This is a genomic window from Mycobacterium sp. IS-1496, from assembly GCF_001499995.1.
Classification (GTDB): Bacteria; Actinomycetota; Actinomycetes; order Mycobacteriales; family Mycobacteriaceae; genus Mycobacterium.
This window is the reverse complement of record NZ_LQIU01000075.1, coordinates 109,719-130,928: the sequence shown is the minus strand read 5'-3', so window position 1 is coordinate 130,928 and position 21,210 is coordinate 109,719. Positions and strand designations below refer to the sequence as shown.

Annotated in this window: 18 protein-coding genes; 6 read left to right on the top strand and 12 right to left on the bottom strand. The window is 68.6% G+C overall.

Going from position 1 to position 21,210, the window contains the following annotated elements; translation table 11 throughout:
- Position 1: 1 nt before the first annotated feature.
- Genes AU195_RS24070 through AU195_RS24055 form a run of 5 tightly spaced genes read right to left on the bottom strand, consistent with a single transcriptional unit; the run spans position 2 to position 5,003 of the window.
- Complete coding sequence (locus AU195_RS24070) at positions 2 to 1,027, bottom strand: TIGR03857 family LLM class F420-dependent oxidoreductase (RefSeq protein ID WP_059161517.1); 1,026 nt, start codon at positions 1,025 to 1,027, stop codon at positions 2 to 4.
- A 14-nt stretch (positions 1,028 to 1,041) separates the two neighbouring features.
- On the bottom strand, positions 1,042 to 1,206 hold the full coding sequence (locus AU195_RS25855; RefSeq protein ID WP_157531249.1) for a hypothetical protein: 165 nt from the start codon (positions 1,204 to 1,206) through the stop codon (positions 1,042 to 1,044).
- Positions 1,207 to 1,210: 4 nt separating this feature from the next.
- On the bottom strand, positions 1,211 to 2,350 hold the full coding sequence (locus AU195_RS24065; protein ID WP_059161516.1) for an alpha/beta hydrolase family protein: 1,140 nt from the start codon (positions 2,348 to 2,350) through the stop codon (positions 1,211 to 1,213).
- Positions 2,347 to 3,954, bottom strand: coding sequence for a flavin-containing monooxygenase (locus tag AU195_RS24060; protein ID WP_059161515.1), 1,608 nt, complete (start codon positions 3,952 to 3,954; stop codon positions 2,347 to 2,349). The genes AU195_RS24065 and AU195_RS24060 overlap by 4 nt, the downstream gene beginning before the upstream one ends.
- An 8-nt stretch (positions 3,955 to 3,962) precedes the next feature.
- Positions 3,963 to 5,003 (bottom strand): NAD-dependent epimerase/dehydratase family protein, encoded by a 1,041-nt coding sequence (locus AU195_RS24055; protein ID WP_059161514.1) that lies wholly within the window; start codon positions 5,001 to 5,003, stop codon positions 3,963 to 3,965.
- Between the two features lie 94 nt (positions 5,004 to 5,097).
- Here AU195_RS24055 and AU195_RS24050 point away from each other — a divergent pair, with 94 nt between their 5' ends.
- The 3 genes from AU195_RS24050 to AU195_RS24040 are packed head-to-tail and all read left to right on the top strand — an operon-like array spanning position 5,098 to position 8,359.
- Entirely contained in the window at positions 5,098 to 6,096 is a 999-nt protein-coding gene (locus AU195_RS24050) for an aromatic ring-hydroxylating oxygenase subunit alpha (protein WP_059161513.1), read from the top strand.
- The gene (locus AU195_RS24045; RefSeq protein WP_059161512.1) at positions 6,093 to 6,710 is read left to right on the top strand and encodes a cysteine hydrolase family protein; all 618 of its coding nucleotides are present in this window, start codon (positions 6,093 to 6,095) and stop codon (positions 6,708 to 6,710) included. The genes AU195_RS24050 and AU195_RS24045 overlap by 4 nt, the downstream gene beginning before the upstream one ends.
- Positions 6,710 to 8,359 carry an acyl-CoA synthetase gene (locus tag AU195_RS24040; protein WP_059161511.1) on the top strand — a complete coding sequence of 550 codons (1,650 nt, stop codon included), beginning with the start codon at positions 6,710 to 6,712 and terminating at the stop codon, positions 8,357 to 8,359. Before AU195_RS24045 ends, AU195_RS24040 begins: the two co-directional genes overlap by 1 nt.
- Positions 8,360 to 8,361: 2 nt before the next feature.
- Here the strand turns inward: AU195_RS24040 and AU195_RS24035 are convergent, their stop codons facing one another.
- Both AU195_RS24035 and AU195_RS24030 read right to left on the bottom strand, forming a co-directional pair.
- Positions 8,362 to 9,564 (bottom strand): cytochrome P450, encoded by a 1,203-nt coding sequence (locus tag AU195_RS24035; RefSeq protein ID WP_059161510.1) that lies wholly within the window; start codon positions 9,562 to 9,564, stop codon positions 8,362 to 8,364.
- 9 nt (positions 9,565 to 9,573) lie between these two features.
- The gene (locus tag AU195_RS24030) at positions 9,574 to 11,064 is read right to left on the bottom strand and encodes an aldehyde dehydrogenase family protein (protein ID WP_059161509.1); all 1,491 of its coding nucleotides are present in this window, start codon (positions 11,062 to 11,064) and stop codon (positions 9,574 to 9,576) included.
- Between the two features lie 88 nt (positions 11,065 to 11,152).
- On the opposite strand from AU195_RS24030, the gene AU195_RS24025 reads away from it, so the two are divergent.
- Entirely contained in the window at positions 11,153 to 12,370 is a 1,218-nt protein-coding gene (locus AU195_RS24025) for a cytochrome P450 (RefSeq protein ID WP_172800705.1), read from the top strand.
- On the opposite strand, the gene AU195_RS24020 is transcribed toward AU195_RS24025, so the two are convergent.
- A complete protein-coding gene (locus tag AU195_RS24020; protein ID WP_059161508.1) occupies positions 12,367 to 13,911 on the bottom strand; it encodes an aldehyde dehydrogenase family protein in 1,545 nt (514 codons plus the stop codon). The genes AU195_RS24025 and AU195_RS24020 overlap by 4 nt on opposite strands.
- 111 nt (positions 13,912 to 14,022) lie before the next feature.
- Between AU195_RS24020 and AU195_RS24015 the strand changes: the two genes are divergently transcribed.
- Together AU195_RS24015 and AU195_RS24010 are read left to right on the top strand one after the other, a co-directional pair.
- Positions 14,023 to 15,234 carry a CaiB/BaiF CoA transferase family protein gene (locus tag AU195_RS24015; protein WP_059161567.1) on the top strand — a complete coding sequence of 404 codons (1,212 nt, stop codon included), beginning with the start codon at positions 14,023 to 14,025 and terminating at the stop codon, positions 15,232 to 15,234.
- Positions 15,235 to 15,364: 130 nt separating this feature from the next.
- Positions 15,365 to 16,510, top strand: a complete 1,146-nt coding sequence (locus AU195_RS24010; protein WP_059161507.1) for a thiolase family protein — start codon at positions 15,365 to 15,367, stop codon at positions 16,508 to 16,510.
- Between the two features lie 9 nt (positions 16,511 to 16,519).
- On the opposite strand, the gene AU195_RS24005 is transcribed toward AU195_RS24010, so the two are convergent.
- The 4 genes from AU195_RS24005 to AU195_RS23990 are packed head-to-tail and all read right to left on the bottom strand — an operon-like array spanning position 16,520 to position 21,209.
- Positions 16,520 to 17,701 carry an acyl-CoA dehydrogenase family protein gene (locus AU195_RS24005; RefSeq protein WP_059161506.1) on the bottom strand — a complete coding sequence of 394 codons (1,182 nt, stop codon included), beginning with the start codon at positions 17,699 to 17,701 and terminating at the stop codon, positions 16,520 to 16,522.
- Entirely contained in the window at positions 17,702 to 18,754 is a 1,053-nt protein-coding gene (locus AU195_RS24000; RefSeq protein ID WP_059161505.1) for an acyl-CoA dehydrogenase family protein, read from the bottom strand. It abuts the gene before it with no gap.
- On the bottom strand, positions 18,754 to 19,587 hold the full coding sequence (locus tag AU195_RS23995; RefSeq protein ID WP_059161504.1) for an amidohydrolase family protein: 834 nt from the start codon (positions 19,585 to 19,587) through the stop codon (positions 18,754 to 18,756). Before AU195_RS23995 ends, AU195_RS24000 begins: the two co-directional genes overlap by 1 nt.
- Entirely contained in the window at positions 19,584 to 21,209 is a 1,626-nt protein-coding gene (locus AU195_RS23990; RefSeq protein WP_059161503.1) for an acyl-CoA synthetase, read from the bottom strand. Before AU195_RS23990 ends, AU195_RS23995 begins: the two co-directional genes overlap by 4 nt.
- Position 21,210: the final 1 nt, after the last annotated feature.

Sequence of the window (21,210 nt, the reverse complement as noted above, 5' to 3'; positions counted from 1 at the left end):
CTCAGGTGGCGCGGTAGGCCTCGACGATCGGCGCCAGTTCGTCCGGGGTGGCGCCGTGCATGATCAGCGCGTCGGCGCCGTAGTCGAACTCCTTGCGGATGCGGTCCACGCACTGCTGCGCCGAACCCGTGGCGGCGGGCGCCAGCCACTCGTCGGGGATCAGCGTCGCGATGTGCTCGATCTGCTCGGGTGTCGCCTTGTGATCGATCCCGCCGGGCACCGATTTCACCACCTCGTCGTCACGGAATCGCTGCAGCACAGCGGGATCCCAGTTGTTGGTCTTCACCAGCAGATCACCGTAGCCCTGAAGGTAGGTGGCGAGCCGGGCGACGGTCTTCTTCAGACGCAGTTCCTCGGGCAGGTGGTCGCCGACTGTGGCGAAACACGACCAGACCCGCACGCCGGCGGGGTCGCGGCCGGCCTGCTCGGCGGCCTCCTTGACCGTCCTCACGCACCGCTGCAGGGTCTCCGGCGTGAAGTAGGTGTGCAGGATGACGTCGTCGAACGCGCGCCCACCCAGCGCCAGCGTCTGCGGCCCGAACGCGACGATCGCCAGCCTGATGTCCTCCTTGAAGTCGGGGTCGAGGAACAGCACCGGGTACTTGCCCAGCGGGCCGTCGTGGTTGAAGATCAGCTCACCCTGCCAAAGGCGCCGCATCACCTGCGCGAAATCCTCCATCTGTGCGGTGGTGACCGCCGGGATACCGAACGCGCCGTAGATGGCGCCGATCCCGCGGCCGATGCCGAGGGTGAACCGGCCGCCGGACAGCCGGTGCATGGTGGTCGCCCACGATCCGGTGATGAGCGGGTGACGGGTGTTGTGATTCGTTGCCGCAGTGGCGATCTGCATCCGCCTGGTCACCGCGCAGGCCGCACCCACCAGCGATGACGCCTCCTTGACGTTCCACCGCTCGGAGATGAACGCCGTCCCGAAGCCGAGCTCCTCGCCGCGGCGCGCCTCGTCCATCAACGTGGCGGGGCCCTCACCGCCGGCGCCGGCCAGCAGATAGTAGCCGAGTTCGTCCATCACGCCGTCTTCGCTCAATGCCAGACCCCTTGTTCGTAGCCGCAGTTCCAGACCTCGGTGATCCTGCCATCCACGGTTGGGGCGTCCGGCAGAGTGGGGTCCGCCCGCAGCGCCCCGGTGAGCCACTGCGGTGTGAGCTCGGCGATGCCCGAAGGCACCTCCACGGTCGTCGGGGCCATCGATTCACCTCCCCGTCGAGGGCTCGTCCGAAGTGCCCCCGCCGGCGACCCGGCGCAGGAACCGTTCAGACGCCTTCTGGACGCCCCTGGAGAAGATGTGCCCGACGTGACTTCCCCTGTGCCAGTACAGCTCCCCGCCCCAACGCTCATGCAGGGCGATCGCCGGATCACGCATCGCCATCCGGTCGTGCCACGCGCCGACGATGAGCCGGTGCTCCGGTGGCGGTGACGGTTCGGCGGCGAGCAGGTCCACGACGGAGGTGAGCGTGGACACGGCGTCGGACCGCAGCAGTTCGACGGTGTCGCGCGCGGCCGGACCCCACCGGTCGAGGTGATGCGCGATCATCGCGTTGAGGCCGAAGATCGGGGTGTAGAGCGCCACGGCGTCGACGGACTCCTCGAGATGCGAGACCAGCGCGGCCACCGGTGATCCCATCGAGACACCCGACACCACCAGGGTCGTCGACTGCGGCAGCAACCACCGGACCAGGGCGCGCACCTCCGACACCGACCGCATCATGCCCGCGACGTTGGCCAGGGGGTCCATGTTCGGGTACGGCGGCCACGCGGTGCGGCGCGACCCGTGACCCGGCTGCACCGGCAGGGCGACGTTGACCCCCAGTTCCTCCTGCAGTCGCCGGGCGCGGGAGAACGCCAGGTCGAGCGGCTGACCCTGGCCTGCGCCGTGCACCCACACCAGCCACGGACGCCGCTCGTCGCCGGCGCGGCACAGGTGCGCGACGGCCGTCGCCGGCCCGCCGAACCCCTCGGCGGCCAACGAACCGGGAAGGGTCGGATCGTGCTCGAAGGTCACCCGCTCATACCTGATCGGGCCGAATCGCCGCCGCGTGGTCGTGCGGACACGCAGGGGTGCGGGGTCCGCATGCGCCCGGTCCATGCCCAGGGCCGACAGCTCCTCGGCCGCCGCCGCGCACGACTGCGTGGAGCGGGGCAGCGCCGGGCCCGGTCCGGTGAGCGTCATCCCGGTGAGCGCCACCTCGTCGAGCACCACCTCGCCGAGCCGGCCGATCCCGCCGATCGACAACGGCGACCAGTCATCCGATTCTCTCAGCGCCGCATGGGCTCTGGGCACCACGCCCGCGACGTCGGCCGCCACCCGCCGGGCATGATCGAGAGCGTTCATGCCAGTGTGAACCCTTGGTAGCCGGCGGCGGCGATCTCGTCGCAGCGCCTGCGGTACTCCGGGAGTCCCGCGGTGTAGCCCATGTACATCCGCTTCTTGCCGGGCACGTTGCCGCCGTTGTACCAGGAGTTGCACGACGGGTGCACCAGCACGGTCGGCGCCACGAGGGCGGTGGTGTGGTCGATCCACTCCGTCTGCGCGCCGGCCAGGGCCTCGATGGTGCGATGGCCGCGCGCACGCAGATACTGCAGGCAGTCCGCGATCCAGTCGACGTGCTGTTCGAGGGCGGCCACGAAGTTGGTTGCCGCACTGGGACTCCCGGGACCCTGAACGGTGAACAGGTTGGGAAACCCGGCCACCTGCAGTCCGAGGTAGGACACCGGCCCGTCCGTGGCCCACACGTCGCGCAGCGACATCCCGTCGCGGCCACGGACGTCGATACGGCTCAGCGCCCCGGTCATGGCGTCGAAACCGGTGGCGTAGACGATCACGTCGAGCTCGTGGTGCCCCTGCTCGGTGTCGATGCCCGTCGGCGTGACGGCTCGGATGCCGCCGCGGCGCAGGTCGACCAGGGCCACGTTGTCGCGGTTGAACGTCTCGTAGTACCCCTGGTCGATGATCGGGCGCTTACAGGCGAACGGATGCGTGGGGACCAGCGCGGCCGCTGTCTGCGGGTCACGGACGATCCGGGCCACCGCCTGGCCGTACAGTTCGGCGGCCATCCGGTTGGCCTCGATGTCGAAGAAGATGTCGCCCCAGTTGAGCGCGCCCATGATGCCGTGTTCGTCGACGGCGCGCCGGCGCTCCTCGGGATCGGCCGTCTTCAGCGCCGGCCGGACCAGCATGTCGAGCAGAACGGAGAACGCACTGAGGCGGGCCGCGCCCACGGGGTGTTCCCGCTGCGCGGCGCGGATCTCCCCGTAGCGCGCCTTGAGATCATCGAGCTCGCCCGGTTCGAACGGTCGCACCCGCCACGGCAGTGTGTACGCCGGGGAGCGTTGGAAGACGACGAGCTGCGCGGCTTCGCGGGCGACCACCGGGATCAGCTGCACACCTGTCGAACCGGTGCCGATCACCCCGACCCTCGCACCCGCCAGGTCGGCGCCCTCGCGGGGCCAGCGGCTGGTGTACAGCGACGTGCCGGTGAAGCTGTCGATACCGGGGATGTCGGGTTCGAGCGGGACCGACAGGATGCCGGTGGCGGCGATGACGTACGGCGCCACATACCGGCCACCGTCCGCCGTCTCGAGCGACCACTCGGCCGCCTCCTCGTCGAACGTCATGGCCACGATCTCGGTGCCGAAGTCGATGTCGCGGCGCAGGTCCAGTCGATCGGCGACGAAGTTCAGATACGCCTCGATCTCCGGCTGGGCGGGCATGGTCTCGGTCCAGACCCACTCCTGCTGGATGTCCTCGGAGAAGCTGTAGGAGTATTCGATGCTCTCGATGTCGCAGCGCGCCCCGGGATACCGGTTGAACAGCCACGTGCCGCCGACGCCGTCGGCCTTCTCCACGACTCGGGTGTGCACGCCGAGTTCCCGGAGCCGGTGCAGGGCGTAGAGGCCGGAGAACCCGGCGCCCACGACGAGCGCCTCGTACCGCATCGGCCCTCTCACAGCGCGATCACCTTCTCGTCGCGGTCCCGGCGTTCGACGTAGAACCGGGCCGCGCGGCGGATCGCGTCGGCGGTGGGCCCGGGATGCCATCCGAGGTCACGGGTCGCCTTGCCGTGGTCGGCCGGCGAGGTGAGGGCGATCAGCCGCGCGGAGGCCGGATTGATGGGGAAGTCGGTGCCGAACAACCGGTTCGACATTCCGGCGAGTGCGGCGAGGACGTGGACCAGCGCCATCGGGATGCCGAACCGCGGCGGGACCGACCCCGTCGCCTCCGCGGCGATGGTGAGCATCTCACGCTGGGACATGTAGCGCTCCGAGACGATGTACCGGTCACCGACCCGGCCGTGTTGGGCGGCAGACACCAACGCGCGTGCGGCGTCGTCGATGTCGACGACCTCCGCGCCGACCCCGCGGATGTAGCAGGGCATCTTGCCGAAGGCGGCCAGCGCGACCAGTGCACCCTGTCTGGGCTGCCAGTCCGGCGGGCCGTACGGATTGGACACGCACATCACCACCGCGGGCAGACCCCGGTCACGGGCGTAGCGCAGCACCAGGTCCTCGGCCTGGCGGCGGGATTCGATATACGGTCCGCCCTTGCCGCTCCAGTTGAACGGCGTGTCCTCGTCGACCGTCTCCCCGTTGGGGCCGACGGCGATGGTCCCGATGGTGCTGAGGAACACGAAGCGTTTCAGATCCGCCCGCGCGGCGATGTCGAGTACCCCGCGCAGACCCTCCACATTGGTGTGGAACAGCGGCGCGGGATCGGCCAGGTGCGCCCTGGTGTCCACCACGCAGTAGAAGACGACGTCGCGGTCGGCCATCGCCGCGGTCACCGCCTCGGTGTCGAAGATGTCGCCGTACCGTCGGTCGACCTCGAGACCGTCGATTCCTCGGGTGGAACTGCTGCGCCGCAACAGGACTCGCACATCATCGCCGTCGGCCACCAGATGCCGGACCACCGCGGCGCCCACGTTCCCGCTGGCGCCGAGCACCAGTGCCCTCCTGCGCGCCGGTGCGCCGTCCATCGCCGATCCCATCCGTCGAATGGCGTTCTGCCTGATCCGCGAGGATGTTACTGTAACTCTTACAGTAGTTGACCGGAATGAGGAAGATCCGATTGATGGATGCGGTATGAAGGTTCCGTTCACCTGGAAGGTCACCGGCTGGTTCATGGTCGGGTGGTCGGCGGAATTCAGCACCGGCGAGACCAGGGCGCTGCACTACTTCGGTGACGACCTGGTCGCGTATCGCGACGAGTCGCACACCCTTCACGTCCTCGAGGCACACTGCAAACACCTCGGCGCCCACCTCGGCCACGGTGGGAAGGTGGTCGGCGACTGCGTGGAGTGTCCGTTCCACGGGTGGCGCTGGGGTCCGCAGGGGGACAACACCTACATCCCCTACCAACCGGATCGGCCGAACCGGGCGCTGAAGCTGCGGGTGTACCCGGTCGTCGAGCAGTTCGGCTGCGTGTTCGTCTGGCACCATCCCGACGGTGCGCCGCCGCAGTGGCCGCTGCCCGACCTGTTCCAGAAGTTCCCCCAGTTCCCGACCGACCCGGATGCCTACTACCGGCCGTATCCCGAGTTCTCCAGCCGCGCCGAGAACGAACCGGTGCACCCGCAGATCGTCGCCGAGAACGGCCCGGACAGTTCGCATTTCCGGTATGTCCACGGCGCATCGGTGACGCCGGTCTGCCTGAACTGGGAGATGGTCGGCGAGGAGTGGCGTTTCCTCACCGGCTGGCCGGACGCGCGCAGCGACGACCCGGATAAGATGGCGCTGCTCATCCACAGCCATTTCTCCGGGCTCGGCTTCGCGGTGAGCGCCTTCGAGGGCTCGTCGAACCACCGGCTGATCTTCGCGTGCACCCCGGTCGACGACGGGCTGTCCGACATGTTCTATTCGATCTGGTGGCCCAAGGTCGACGGCGAAACCTCCGACGTCCCGCCGGATGACGTCCGCGCGCATGTGGAGAGGCAGTTCCTGCGCACGGTCTGGGAGGATCTCGACATCTGGCGTTACCAGCGCTACGTCGAGCGGCCCCCGCTGGCCAAGATCGACGCGAAACCCTATATGGCGATGCGGGAGTGGGCCAAGCAGTTCTACCACGTGCCCGCGTCGGTATGACGCCGCGCCTGGCGGACCTGGTGGCGCCCGGGCACACCGCGCTGGTCACCCAGGAATTGCAGGGCGCGGTGGTCGGACCCGACGCGGGGCTGGCCGCACTCGCCGAACAGGCCCGCCGGACTGCGCTGCCGAACATCGCCCGCCTGTTGCCGGTGGCACGTGCGGCAGGCGTCGCGGTGGTGCACTGCCTTGTCCAGCGACGGGCCGACGGTCGCGGCGCGAATCACAACGCCAAGTTGTTCGCGGTCGGCCGCAGCGGGGTGGCGATCGAACCGGGCAGCCCCGGTGCCGCACTGCTTCCCGAATTCGGGCCCGAACCGGACGATCTCGTGCTGGCGCGGTGGCACGGGCTGGGCCCGATGGGCGGCACCGACCTCGACGCGATCCTGCGCAACCTCGGTGTCACCACGATCGTGGCCGTCGGCGTCTCGCTCAACGTCGCGATCCCGAACCTGGTGATGGACGCGGTGAACGCGGCCTATCGCGTCGTCCTGCCGCGCGACGCGGTCGCCGGGATCCCCGCCGAATACGGCGAGGCCGTCATCGACAACACGCTGTCGCTGCTGGCGACGGTCACCACGACCGAGGGTCTGCTGCAGGCCTGGGAGGTTTGATGCAGTTCACCATGCCGCAGGTCGCCGACGCGGTCGCCGCGGTGCTCCCCGACCGCGAATTCGTGGTGCAGGGCGAGCAGCGCTTCACCTACGCCGACATCGTCGCGCGGTCGAATCGGCTCGCCTCGTACCTGCACAGCGCAGGGCTGGGATGCCACACCGAACGCCGCGAGCTCGGCGGCCACGAAACCGGCCAGGATCTGCTCGGCATCTACGCCCACAACGGCAGCGCCTACGTCGAGGGCCTGCTCGGGGCCTTCCGGTCGCGGGTCGCGCCGTTCAACGTCAACTACCGCTACGTCCGCGACGAACTGCGCTACCTGCTCGACGACAGCGGCGCCACCGCACTGCTGTACCACGCATCCTTCGCGCCGAGGGTCGCCGAGGTCCTGCCGGACCTGCCCCGACTGCGCATTCTGATCCAGATCGCCGATGACTCCGGCAACGAGTTACTGCCCGGCGCAGTGGATCACGAGTCGATCGTCGCCTCCGGGCCGTCCGCCCCGCCACCGGTGAAGCCCTCCCCCGACGACCTCTACGTCCTCTACACCGGCGGCACGACCGGGATGCCGAAGGGCGTGCTGTGGCGTCAGCACGACATCTTCATGACCGCGTTCGGCGGCCGCTCCCTGTACGGCGGCGACACGGTGACCTCACTCGAGGAGGTCGCGCAGCGGGCGGCGGCCAACCCGGGGACCACGCTGTTGATCCTGCCCCCGTTGATGCACGGCGCGGCGCAGTGGGCGGTGATGACCGCGCTCACGACCGGTCAGACGGTGGCGTTCACCTCGGTGGTCGACCGCCTCGACGCCCGGGACGCGCTGCGCACGCTCGCCCGGGAGAAGGCCTCGGTGGTGACGGTCGTCGGCGATGCGATGGCCCGCCCGCTCGCCGATGCCATCGAAAGAGCCCGGCAGACAGGGGAACCCGACATCTCCACACTGGCGGTCGTCGCGAACGGCGGCGCGTTCCTGACCCCGGCCACCAAACAACGGCTGATCGACCTGCTGCCCAACGCGATGGTGGTCGACGGGGTCGGATCGTCGGAGACCGGCGCCCAGATGACCCATCTGTCGATGAACGGCGCCGTGGCCACCGGGACGTTCAACGCCGGGCCGGACACCTGCGTGATCGCCGAGGATCTCGGCTCGGTGCTGGCGCCCGGGCACGACGGTCTCGGCTGGCTCGGGCAACGCGGCTATGTCCCGCTGGGCTACAAGGGGGATGCGGCCAAGACCGCCGGGACGTTCCCGGTCGTCGACGGCGTGCGGTATGCGATCCCCGGCGATCGGGCCCGCCTGCTCGACGGCGGCGTGATCGAACTGCTGGGCCGCGATTCGGCGACCATCAACTCCGGAGGCGAGAAGATCTTCGCCGAGGAGGTCGAGGCCGCCCTGGCCTCACATCCCGCAGTGGAGGACGTGCTGGTGGCCGGACGGCCGAGCGAAAGATGGGGTCAGGAGGTGGTGGCGGTGGTCGCGCTCGCCGAGGGCGCCACGGCCGATGCCGACGGACTGATCAGCCACGCCGCCAACCACATTGCGCGCTACAAGCTGCCCAAGGCGGTGCTGTTCCGGCCGGCGATCCAGCGCAGCCCGGCGGGCAAGGCCGACTACCGCTGGGCGCGCGAGCAGGTGCAGAACGGCTGAACTCAGCGCAGCACCCGGACCGGCACGTTCTGCCAGCCCGCGACGTTCTGCATGTTCACCCGTCGGCAGCCGTTCCAGCCCACCTCGTAGTCGGGCATGAAGTCGAGCATGCGCTCGAGCGCGATGGTGCTCTCCATCCGGGCGAGTGCCGCGCCGAGGCAACTGTGGATGCCGTAGCCGAAGCCGAGATTCTGGGCCTCGGTGCGGTCACGGTCGATGTCGAAGGTGTCGGGATCCGTCCACGCGTCGGGGTCGCGGTTGGCCGACCCGCCGATCAGGAACACCGGTTTCCCCGCCGGGATCGTCACTCCGTGCAACTCCACGTCGGCCAGTGAACAGCGCACGTTGTACTGTGCGGGCGCTTCGTAGCGCAGCAGCTCCTCGACGGCGGCGGGAACCTTGTCGCGGTCGTCGAGCAGTGCGCGCCACTGGTCCGGATTTCGCGCGAAGACCACGGCGGCGTTCCCGATCAGCTTGGTGACGGTCTCGGCGCCCGCACCGGCGAGAAGCATCGCGAACTGGGTGATCTCGATGTTGTCGAGCGGACCGTGTTCGCCACTGTCGCGCTCGATCTCGGCGGTGATCAACCTGCTCAGCAGGTCGTCGCCCAGATCGTGGCGGCGGTCCTTGGTCAGCCGGTAGAGGTAGACGGCCATCTCGGTGCCGGCCTGGATTCCGCGCTCGCCCATCTCGACCTCGCCGGGTTCGCGGTGCAGGAAGTCGTCGACCCACAGCCGCATCTGCTGGCGGTGCTCGGCGGGCACACCGATCATCCGGCTGATGATCTCGATCGGGAACAGCGCCGAGAAGTCTTGAACCAGGTCGAATTCAGCGTCCACGGTGCGCAGGCACTCGTCGATCACCTCCTCGACCATGGGCCGCAGCGACTGGATCGCCCTGGGCGTGAACACCTCGTTGAGCAGGCTGCGCATGTGGCGGTGTTCGGGCGGGTCCATCATGATGATCGACTTGTGCGGCGGTGGATCCTCGTTGCGCACCATGGCCAGGTCCACCCCGCGCGCCGACGAGTACGTCGCGAAGTTCTTGAAGGCCGCGGCCACATCCGTATGCCGGCTCAGCGCGTAGAAGTCGTACTGGTCGCTGTGATAGACCGGCGCTTCCTGCCGCAGCCGGCGATACGTGTCGTACGGACCATTGAAGAAATCCTCGGAGAACGGGTCGAACACGAGCTTGGTCTGGGTCATCGTCTCCCTTTACGCCTGGCTGCGCCGGAGCCGGCGACGGGTGCGGTTGCGGGCCATCCGCAGCCGGAACTCGGTGCTGCGCCGCATGGCGGCCCCGAACGGCGGTGCGGCACTCCCGGTGATGGAGAACGGCAGGTCACTACCGACGACGGACCGGTGGTGGCTGAACGTGTCGAACCCGGCCTTACCGTGGTAGGCGCCCATCCCGCTGCGCCCCACCCCGCCGAACGGTGCACCCGACGGGATCATCTGTGCGGCGAAGTCGTTGCGGGCGACACCGCCGCTGCGGGTCCGGCGCACGAAGGTGCGGAAATCCCGGTCGTCGGGGCCGAACCAGTACGCCACCAGCGGAGCGGGGCCGCTGGTGATGTGGTCGACGGCCTCGTCGGTGGTGGAGTATCCGAGCACCGACAACACCGGGCCGAACACCTCCTCGGAGGCGATGCGCATGGTCGGCGCCACGTTCCGGATCACCGTGGGGGCGATCTTGCGGGATGCGCGGTCCGGCAGCGATTCCCCCGGTGGGACAACGCTGTCCACGCGCGCGCCGCCGTCGCGCGCATCGTCGACCAGCCCGACGACACGGGCGAAATTGGCGTCGTTGACCGACGAGCAGTAGTCGTCGTTGGTGACGATCGACGGGAACATCCGCCGCCACGTGTCGAGAACCAGCTCGCTGAACGCGTCGACCAGGTGATCGGCCACCAGGACGTAGTCGGGGCAGACACACACCTGTCCGCCGTTGACCATGCGGCCCTGCGCGATTCGCACGGCGGAGCGCCGAAGGTCGGCCCGCGGCCCGACCACAACCGGGTTCTTACCCCCGAGTTCGAGCGTGACCGGGACGAGGTTGGCCGCGGCGGCGCGCTGCACGGACGCGCCGACGGTCGGTGAGCCGGTGAAGAACAGGTGGTCGAACGGCAGCGCCGCGAACGCCGCCGCGGTGTCCGGCCCGCCTGTGACCACGGTGAGTTCGGCGTCGTCGAAATACCTCGGCGCCAGAACCTTCAGCAGTTCGGCGGTGTGTGCGGTGATCTCGGACATCTTGATCATCACCCGGTTTCCCGCCGCGAACGCCGCGACGGCGGGCAGGACGACGAGGTTGACGGGAAAGTTCCACGGTCCGACGATCCCGACCACCCCGACCGGGACGGGTTCGACCTCGGCCCTCAGTCCCGCCCACCGCGCGGGGCGCAGCAAGGTGGTGCTCCGCATCCATGTCGCCACATGGGACCTGGTGTGCTCGATGACCGGCAGCGCCCCCATGATCTCGGTGAACAGGGCACCCGGTCTCGGTCGCGTCCCGTAGTCAGCCGCCATCGCCTCGACGATGGCGTCGGCGTTGTCGAGCATCAGCGCGGTCAACCGGTCGATGCGGTCACGCCGCAGGGCGACCGTCGGCGGCCCCTCCGTGAAGAAGGCGCTGCGCTGGCGGTGCAGTGCGCTGAGCAACCGTTCGTGATCCCCGGCATTGTCGACCCGTGCGGCGACTGTGGTCATCCCGTGCTCCAGTCGATTCTCGTTGACCGTGCGGTAAGGGTAACGGTAAACGCACCACTACTGTAATGGTTACAGTAAAGTCGGCGTCGTGGGACCTCCGATTCGGGACGACGGCATCACCGCCGCGAAGCCTGACGGCTACCTGCGTGACCCCTATCCCCACTTCGCCGAGAAGCGCTGTGCGGGCGGCGTGTTCCGCGGCACCGTGATCGACTACTCCAAAACGCCGGAGTCGCTGCGCCCCGCAGACGGGTATGCCGCCATGTCCTTCGACGCGGTCAATCGGGTCTTCCGCGAGGCCAAGGTGTTCAGTTCCGCCCTCTACGACACGACGATCGGGCTGTTCACCGGTCCCACCATCCTCGCGATGGAGGGCCGAACACACCGCGACCACCGCAACCTCGTCTCGGCGGCGTTCAAGCCGAGATCGCTGGCGCAGTGGGAGCCGACGATCGTGCGGCCCGTGGTCAACGCGCTCATCGACGAATTCGTCGAGGCCGGTACCGCTGACCTGGCGCGCCAGTTCACCCTCGAATTCCCGACCCGGGTCATCGCACGGTTGCTCGGGCTGCCCGAGGAAGACCTGCCGATGTTCCGGCGGCGTGCCGTCGAGTTGATCAGCTACACGGTGAACTACCAACGGGCGTTCGACGCCTCGGCGGCGCTCGAGATCTACTTCGCCGAGCAGATCGACCGGCGACGGTCGCAGCCGACCGACGACATCATCGGCGACCTCGTCACCGCCGAGATCGACGGCGAGAGGCTCAGCGACGACGCGATCTACTCGTTTCTGCGCCTGCTGCTGCCCGCGGGCCTGGAGACGACGTTCCGGTCCTCGGGCAACCTGCTGTTTCTCCTGCTCACCCATCCCGACCAGTTCGCCGCGGTGCAGGCCGATCGTGGGCTGATCCCCCAGGCCATCGAGGAAGGCCTGCGCTACGAGACACCGCTGACCACGGTGCAGCGGTTCACCACCGTCGACACCGAACTCGCCGGCGTGGCCGTTCCGAAGAACACCGTGGTCGACGCGTGCATCGGTTCGGCGAACCGCGACGAGACGCGCTGGGACCGCGCCGGGCAGTTCGACATCTTCCGCGACCGCACGCCCCACATCTCGTTCGCCGCCGGCGCGCACACCTGTCTCGGGCTCCACCTGGCACGCATGGAGACCCGGGTCGCCCTGGAATGCCTGCTCGAGCGGGTAACCGATCTGCGGCTGGTCACCGATGACGACCCGCACATCTTCGGCCAGCCATTCCGCTCACCGACCGCGATACCGGTGACGTTCCGGCCCGCCGAACCCTAGCCGCGCGCCCGCGGCAGCCGATGGGCGATGGTCTTCGTCTCCAGGTACTGCTCGAAACCCTCGATCCCGCACTGCCTTCCGATACCGCTGTTCTTGTATCCGCCGAACGGCGCGTCAGCGCCGTAGAACATGCCGCCGTTGACGCCGATCGATCCGGTGCGCACCCGGTGGGCGATGCTCATACCCCGCTCCATCGAGGACGACACCACCGCGCCGGCCAGACCGTAGGGGCTGTCGTTAGCGATCTGGACCGCCTCGTCGTCGTCACCGAACGGGATGACCACCAGCACCGGACCGAAGATCTCCTCCCGGGCGATCGGCGCGCTGTTGTCCACGCCGGTGATCAGCGTCGGTGCGACGAAGTGGCCGCCGGCGAGGTGGTCGGGCAGGTTGCCGACGAGTCCGCCGCCGGTGACGATCTGTGCACCGTCGGCGCGCGCCCGGGCGCACGCGTCGAGCACCTTGCGCTGCTGGCGGGCGCTGATGAGCGGGCCGACGAAGGTCGACGGCGACGCCGGGTCGCCGACCGGTACCGCCTCGAACGCCGCGGCGATCTCACCGACCGCCTGCTCGAGCAGCGATTCGTGGATGATCAGCCGCGTCGTCATCGCACACGCCTGACCCGCGTGCGCGAGCACGCCGATGGCGCCGGGCAGGATTCGCGCGGGTTCGGCGTCGTCGAGCACGATCAGCGCCGACTTCCCGCCCAGTTCGAGGAACGTCCGCTTCAGGGTTTCCGCGCCCTGACGCATCAACTGCTTGCCCACGGCCGTGGAGCCGGTGAAGGACACCATGTCGACGCGCGGGTCCCCGCCGAGGACGGCGGCCACCTCGTTGGACGGCGTCGGCACGACGTTGACCACCCCGGGCGGGATGTCGGTGCGCTCGGCGATCAGCCGGCCGAGGCGGGTGGCGTTCCACGGCGTGTGCGGATCCGGTTTCAGGACAACGGTGTTGCCGGTGGCCAGCGCGGGGCCGAGTTTGTTGAGGATCACCTCGATCGGATAGTTCGACGGGGTGATCGCGGCGACCACCCCGACCGGCTCCTTCACGACGGTGCGCACGTTGCGCTCGCCGAACAGTCCACCTCCGGACAACGTTCGCGCCCAGTCGAAGTCGTCGACCAACGCAGCGGGATAGCGCAGGGCTTCGGCCAGCGGCCAGTCGAGTTGGGCGTCCCTGGTCGACATCACCGGGCAGCCGACCTCGGCGACCAGTTCCTCGCGCAGTTCCTCGCGTTCGGATTCGATGGCCTCCTGCAGTTGATGCAGGCAGCGCGCGCGCAGCGCACCATTGGCCGACCAGTCGGAGCCGTCGAAGGCACGCCGCGCGGCGGCGATCGCCGCCTCCATGTCCTCGGCCGTACCGGCCGCGGTGGCCCCCAGCAACCGCCCCGTCGCGGGGCTGTGGTTGTCGAACCGCGCGCCGGAGAACGACTCGACCAGTTCACCGTCGATCAGCATCCGCGGTTCGGCCCTGCGGGCGGCCCGCTGACCCACGTCGACGCTCGTCTCGGTGCGGTCCTCGACGACGTCGCTCACCGGTCCTCCTATAGGATCGTGTTGGTGGCGTAACTGTAACCATTACGGTAACCCAGCACCGCGGCGCCTGTCTGCCCCGTCGAGACGTCAGGAGATCCAGTGATCAAGGTGATGGAGGGCGTACGTGTCCTCGAGGTCGCGCAGTTCACGTTCGTGCCTGCGGCGGGTGCGATCCTCGCCGACTGGGGTGCCGACGTCATCAAGGTCGAACACCCGGTGCGCGGGGACACCCAGCGCGGGTTCATCAACATGGGCGGGTTCCAGCTCGATCCGAACCGGCACCCGCTGATCGAGCACCCCAACCGCGGTAAGCGCAGTGTCGGCATCGACGTGTCGACGCCGGAGGGTCAGGAGGTGCTCTACGAGATCGCGAGGACCGCCGACGTGTTCCTGACCAATTACCTACCGGCACAGCGGCAGAAGAACAAGTTCGACGTCGAACACATCCGCGCGGTCAACCCGGACATCATCTACGCCCGCGGGAGCGCCTACGGGGACAAGGGTCCCGAACGGGACGTCGGCGGTTTCGACGGCACCGCGTTCTGGACCCGCAGCGGGGTCGGGCACGCGCTGACCCCCGAGGAGATCGGCGGTGCGCTGCCCCAGGGCATTCCCGCCTTCGGCGATTCGATCGGCGGGATGAACATCGCCGGCGGCATCTCCGCGGCGCTGTTCCACCGCGAACGCACCGGCGAGGCGGTCGAACTCGACGTATCCCTGCTCAGCACCGCCTGGTGGGCGGCGGGCGCCAGCGTCACCCAGGGGATGGAGACCGGCGAGACGATGCGTTCGCTGATGCCGGGCACCACCACGTCGGTCAACCCCTTCATGGCGAACTACCTGACCTCCGACGGCGGCACCATCAACTTGTGCATCGTCAGCCCGACCGGCTACATCCGCGATGCCTTCGAACATCTGGGCCTGGCCGAACTGGCCGACGATCCGCGCTTCAACGACGTCATGCCGCTCATCCAGAATGCCGAGGCGGCAGTCGAACTCATCACCGAGTCGATCCGGAGCAAGCCGTTCGACTATTGGCGTGAACACCTCAAGACCATGAAGGGTCAGTGGGCGCCGTTCCAGAGCCTGGTCGACCTCGGCACCGACGAGCAGGCCATCGCCAACGACATGGTCGTCGAGGTTGAGGCAACCGACGGCGGTGACCCGTTCAAGGTGGTGCGCGGGCCGGTTCAGTTCAACCACGAACCGCTGGTCACCACACGCGCGCCGCAGGCCTCCGAACACACCGAGATCGTGTTGATGGAGCTGGGTCTGGACTGGGACCGCATCGAGGCGCTCAAGGACTCGGGCGCAATCGCCTGAACCGCCGCCCACGTTCTCCGCGAACGTTCGTGTCTGCTCATCGACACGCCGTAGCCGGGCAGCACTTTGCGCACGCTCGCACGGCTCCGGCGCTTACCGTAAGCGTTACAGTTGATATAACATCACCGGCATGAACGACGTCGCGATCATTGGTGTCGGCCTGCACCCGTTCGGCCGGTTCGAAGGCAAGACGGCGATGCAGATGGGTGTCGACGCCATCTTCGCCGCCGTCGACGACGCCGGAGTGGCGTGGTCCGACGTCCAGTTCGCCACCGGAGGCAGCTGGACGGTCGCCAACCCCGACGCCATCGTCGGCATGGTCGGGCTCTCCGGCATCCCGTTCACCAACGTGTTCAACGCCTGCGCCACCGCGGCGAGCGCGTTGAAGGCCTGCGCAGACGGAATTCGTGTCGGCGACTACGACATCGGCATCGCGATCGGCCTGGACAAGCATCCGCGGGGTGCGTTCACCGAGGATCCGGCGCTGGTCGGAATGCCGTCGTGGTACGCCGAGAACGGCCAGTACCTGACCACGCAGTTCTTCGGCATGAAGGCCAACCGCTACCTCTACGAGCATCAGATCTCCCACGCCACGCTGGCGAAGGTGGCCGCCAAGAACTTCCGCAACGGCGCACTGAATCCGAATGCGTTCCGGCGCAAGCCGATTCCGGAGGAGCAGATTCTCAATTCGACGATGCTGAACTATCCGCTCACGCAGTACATGTTCTGCGCGCCCGACGAGGGCGCCGCCGCGGTGGTGATGTGCCGCGCCGACCTCGCCCACCGCTACACGGCGAAACCGGTCTATCTGCGCGCGGTGGAGGTTCGCACCCGGCGCTACGGCGCGTACGAGGTGAACACGACGTTCGCTCCCGTCGAGGAGGACGTCGCGCCGACCGTCTACGCCGCCAGGGCGGCGTTCGAGAAGGCCGGTATCGCCCCGGGCGACGTCGACGTCGTCCAGTTGCAGGACACCGATGCCGGGGCGGAGATCATCCACATGGCCGAGTGTGGTTTCTGCGCCGACGGGGAGCAGGAGAAGCTGCTCGCCGACGGGGCCACCGAGATCGGCGGCCGGCTGCCGATCAACACCGATGGCGGTCTGATCGCCAACGGTGAGCCGATCGGCGCGTCCGGTCTGCGTCAGATCCACGAGTTGGTGCGGCAATTGCGGGGCGAAGCCGGTGACCGTCAGGTACCCGGTGAGCCGCGGGTCGGTTTCGCCCAGCTCTACGGGGCTCCCGGCACGGCGGCGGCCACGATCGTGTCGACGTGACTCCGCGCGTCAGGACGCGTATCTCGGCTTCCCGAGACCGAGCGCGTACTGCGCGATCATGTTTCGGAACACCTCCAGCGTGCCGCCGTAGATCCCCACCAACGGGGCGAACCGGTACACGTACTCGGCGCCGCCGTCGTCGGCCGCGCCGTCGGTCCCGATGGGCAGCGACGACGCGGCGCCGAGGATGTCCATCAGGTCCGGTGAGACGTCGCGCATCGTCTGCGCGATGGCGACCCGGCCGAAGATGCTGGGGGCGCTCAGTGCGGCCTCCACCCGAGCCGCGCTGCGCCCCAGTCGGAAAGCCACCGACTGGTCGTCGATGAGCCGGCGCCCACCTGGGTCGGGGAGGCAGACCTTCCCGGCGATCCGGTCGAGGGCGTCGGCCATGAACCCGGCCTGGTGCATCATGATCGACACGTCGGCCAGACCGTCCTCGGCCGCGGCCACCGCACCGTGCTCGGCGTTGAGCGGTTCCCGCAGCACGGTCCACCCGCCGTTGACCTCGCCGAGGCGGTAGCGGTCGTCGACCCGCACGTCGCTGTAGTAGACGATGTTGGTGCGGTCGCCGTCGACGGTGCGGATGCCCTGGATCTCGATGCCCGGCGAGTCGAGCGGCACCAGGAACATCGTCAGGCTCCGGTGTTTGGGCGCCGTCGGATCGGTGTTGGTGATGAGGAAGACGTACTGGCAGTTGTGCGCCCCCGTGGTGAACATCTTCGAGCCGTTGATGATCCACGTCGATCCATCCGCTTCCCGCACCGCACGGGTCTTGCAGGTCGCGATGTCGGATCCGCCTTCGGGTTCGGTGTAACCGAGGCACAACCGCACATGACCGCTGAACACCCGCGGCAGGACTTCTTCGCGGACCTCGGGCGTGGCGAACCTGTCCACCGAGCGCGCCACCATCGACGTCGTCCCCCACGTCACCCACGGCACGTGGAACCGGCGCTTCTCCTGTTCCCAGATGCGCCTGCGGACACGGCTGAAGCCGCCGTCGGCCTCCGGCTTCCACTCGCGCTCGAGGTATCCGGCCGCGCCGAGGGCCAGGTGGACGCCTTCGTCGAAGTTGTCGCCGGTCTCGCGGTCGCGCCGTTTCACCTCCTCGGTCACGTGCTCACGCAGGAAGGCGCGCACCTCGTCACGAAATCGCGCATCCTCGTCGGACAGTTCGACCCGGGAGAAATCCATCTACTCGCTCCGTCCTGCGCGGCTCTCACGCTCGGCGACGATCGCGGCGATGCGTTGGGCGGCCAGCCCGGGATCGCCGCCGGCCAGCGGCCATCCGCGGGCGCGGACGAGATACGCCGTGGCCGCCGCCTCCGCCGACACCCCGAGGCCACCCTGAACGTGCACGGCCATGGTCGCGGCCTTGGCGGCCTCCTCTGCCATGAACACGAACGCCGACGGCGCGAGTTCCGGACGTTCGTCGGGTTCGTTGTCGAGGAACCAGGCGGCGCGCCGTACCAGGTTGCGCCCGCCCTGCACGACGATCGCGATGTTGGCCAGCGGGTGCGAGATGCCCTGAAGCGTCGAGATGGGCACACCGAGCGTGTACCGGTTCTTGGCGAACTCCGCGGCGATGGTCATGGTCTCTTCGACGAGTCCGACGAGCGCGGCCGCGGTGAGCAGCCGCCATTCCATCAGCGCGCGGCCGTAGGCGGCGACCGCGTCCGAGCCTGCGGCAAGGACCGTGCGGGTGTCGGCCGAGCCCGGATCCACCCACGCCATCGGGAGCTTGCCGATGTTGTCCACGCGCCCCGGGCGGGTGCCGAAGCCCAGCCGCACGACCTCGTCGCCGTCCCGCACGATGATGTGGTCGGCGATCGATCCGCCGGTGATCAACCTCGGCCCCGGCGCTGCTTCGAGGCGCAGGTCGATGGCGGCCAGTTCCTCCCCGGCGACGACGCCGGATTCCATCCCGTCGAGCGCGGCCAGCAGGCGGGCGGCCACCAGGTGCTCGATCCACGGCACGGGTGCCAGTGAGCGACCGATCTCCTCGGCCACCAGCGTCAGATCGACCAGCGTCGCGCCGTCACCGCCGGCCGACTCGGGCAGCGCCATCGTGGTCGCACCCATGGCGCACAACCGTTCCCACAGGCTCTTGTCGAAACCGGACGCTTCGGCGGCCCGCACGGTCTCGATCGGGCAGTGCGTCTTGAAGAACTGCCGGTAGGCGGACTGCAGGTCGACGTGGTCCTCGGAGAGGCTGTAGTCGAGTCTGCGCAGTTCGTAGCGGTCCATCACAGCTCCTGTTCGGAGAAGAAGAACTCCTGGGCGTTGTTGTACAGGTAGTTCTCGAGCACGTCGAGGGGGAGATCCAGCGCCAGCGCCTCGGGTACCACGCGGCTCTGGCGCAGCACCGGCCAGTCGGAGGCGAAGATCACCTTGTCCTTGCCGCGGGTGCGCATGTAGTGCAACAGACTGTCGGGCAGGCGTTTCGGGGACCACGCCGAGGTCATCAACCGCAGGTTGCGGTATTTGATCATCAGCCGGATCGCCACGTCCCACCACGGGTCGGCGCCGTGGATCATGCAGAGCTTCAACTCGGGAAAACGGACGCACACCCGGTCGAGGTGGATGGGGTTCTGCACCTCGCCGGGGATCGGCGGGCCGGGCAGTCCGGTGTTGACGCACAGCGGCAGACCGAGTTCGGCGCACTTGGTGTAGAGCGGGTAGTAGACGGCGTCGCTGGGTGGGTACAGGCCGTCGCCCCAGAAGCTGGGCCCGACAACGGCATACGCGACGGGTAGGTCGGTGGCCACGGCCTGCAGTTCACGCAGCGACGGCATCGGCCGGAGCAGGTTGATCCCGCCGACGGCGAGGGCGAACCGGTCGGGCCGTTCCTCGACGAACTTGCGTGCGGTGACCGAGGGTTTGGCCAGGTTGTCCATCAGGACGGCCTTCTCGACACCGTGCTCGGCCATCTCGTCGAGCAGCGCGGGCAACTCGACCTGGTCATAGAGCGACCGCGGGCCCTTGAAGTAGTCGTCGCGGACCTTGAGCATGAACTCGGGTTGCTTGGCCGTCTCGCCGAAGTGCACGTTGACGAGGCAGTCCAGGACCTTCGGGCTCACAGCCGGCCCGTCATCGAATCCGGTTGTGCGACCTGGCTCTTGGCCCATCGGTAGTCGGCTTTCCCGTTACCCAGCCGGCGCACCCGGTCGACGAAGATGAACTCTTTCGGGGCTTTGAACCGGGCCAGGGCCGATGTGCACGCCTCGCGCAGCGCCCCGGGCTCGAGGTCGACACCCGGCTGCTTCTCGATCAGCGCGACGATCTCCTGCCCCCAGCGCTCGCTGTCCCGGCCCACCACCAGGGCGTCGGCCACACCGCTCTGTGCGCGCAGCACTTCTTCGACCTCCTCGACGAACACCTTCTCGCCGCCGGTGTTGACCACCAGTGCGTCCCGCCCGAACAGGCGCAGGGTGCCGTCGGCCTCCAGCGCCGCCCGGTCCCCCGAGATGACGACGCGGCGTCCGTCCACCCGGGGGAAGGTGCGCCGCGTGGCGCCGGCGTCGTCGAAGTATCCCAGCGGGATCCGCCCTTCCCTTGCCACCCAACCGATCTCGTCATCGCCGGGCTGCAGGAACCGGCTGCGGTCCTCCGAGAGCACCACGACGCCGTCACGACGCTCGAACGTGTCCTTCCGGTCGTCGCGCAAACTGCGCCCGAACGCCATGTTGCCGGTCTCCGAGGACCCGTATCCGTTGATGAGCGTGATCTGCGGGAGGAGTTCGAGCAGTGCGTCCTGATGGCGCTGATTGGTCGCCGCACCGCCGGTGCCGATCGCGAACAGCGAGGACAGATCGTAGTGGCGGCGGCGCAGTTCGGCGATCAGTGGCCCGGCGTACGCGTCCCCGACCATGGTCATCAGGCCGACCTTCTCCCGCTCGGCGGTGGCCAGCACCGCGGCCGGGTCGAGGGTGGGTTTGTCGTAGAGGATCACCGTCTGGCCGTTGAGCAACGCGGCGAACGCGGTCCACATGCCGGCGGCGTGCATCAGTGGGGACACCGCGAACCACGGCGGGCCCGCGTGCTGGACCTTGTCGTGGATCTCGGAAACCGACTCGTGGTCTGCCCCGTTCATCGACACCACGTAGGTGTCGGACTGTCGCCACATCACGCCCTTGGGACGGCCCGTGGTGCCGCCTGTGCAGATCATCATCACGTCGTCCGGTGACGGGGTGACCTGCTGGTCCGCCTCACCGCCGGCGAGCGCGTCCTCCAGTGGGACCGCGCCGGTCAGCTCGGGCACTTCGCTGCCGTCGTCGATCGAGATCATCACGTCCACCCCGTCCCGGGGCAGCACGTCGGCGAACTTGGCGCCGAGCGAGCGATGGTAGACGACCGCGCGCGGGCGCAGGTAGCCCAGCAGTTCGTCGACCTCGTGCGGGGTGTAGTTGAAGTTCACGTTGACGGGTACGGCGCGCGCCTTGAGGGCGCCGATCACGATGTCCGGGTACAGGTCGTTGTGCATGATCAGGGCGACCCGGTCCTGTCCGCACTCCCACCCGTCGAGCGCGGCACGCTCCTGATGGGCGCCGATCCCGTTGGCGAGCAGGTAGTTCGCGAGTCGGCGAGTGCGGTCGGCGGTCTGCGCGTAGGTGCTCCTGCGCTGGCCGCAGACCGTCATCAACCGGTCCGGTATCGCTTCGGCGATGGCGTCGACGACACCGCCGATGGTCCACTCCCCCATG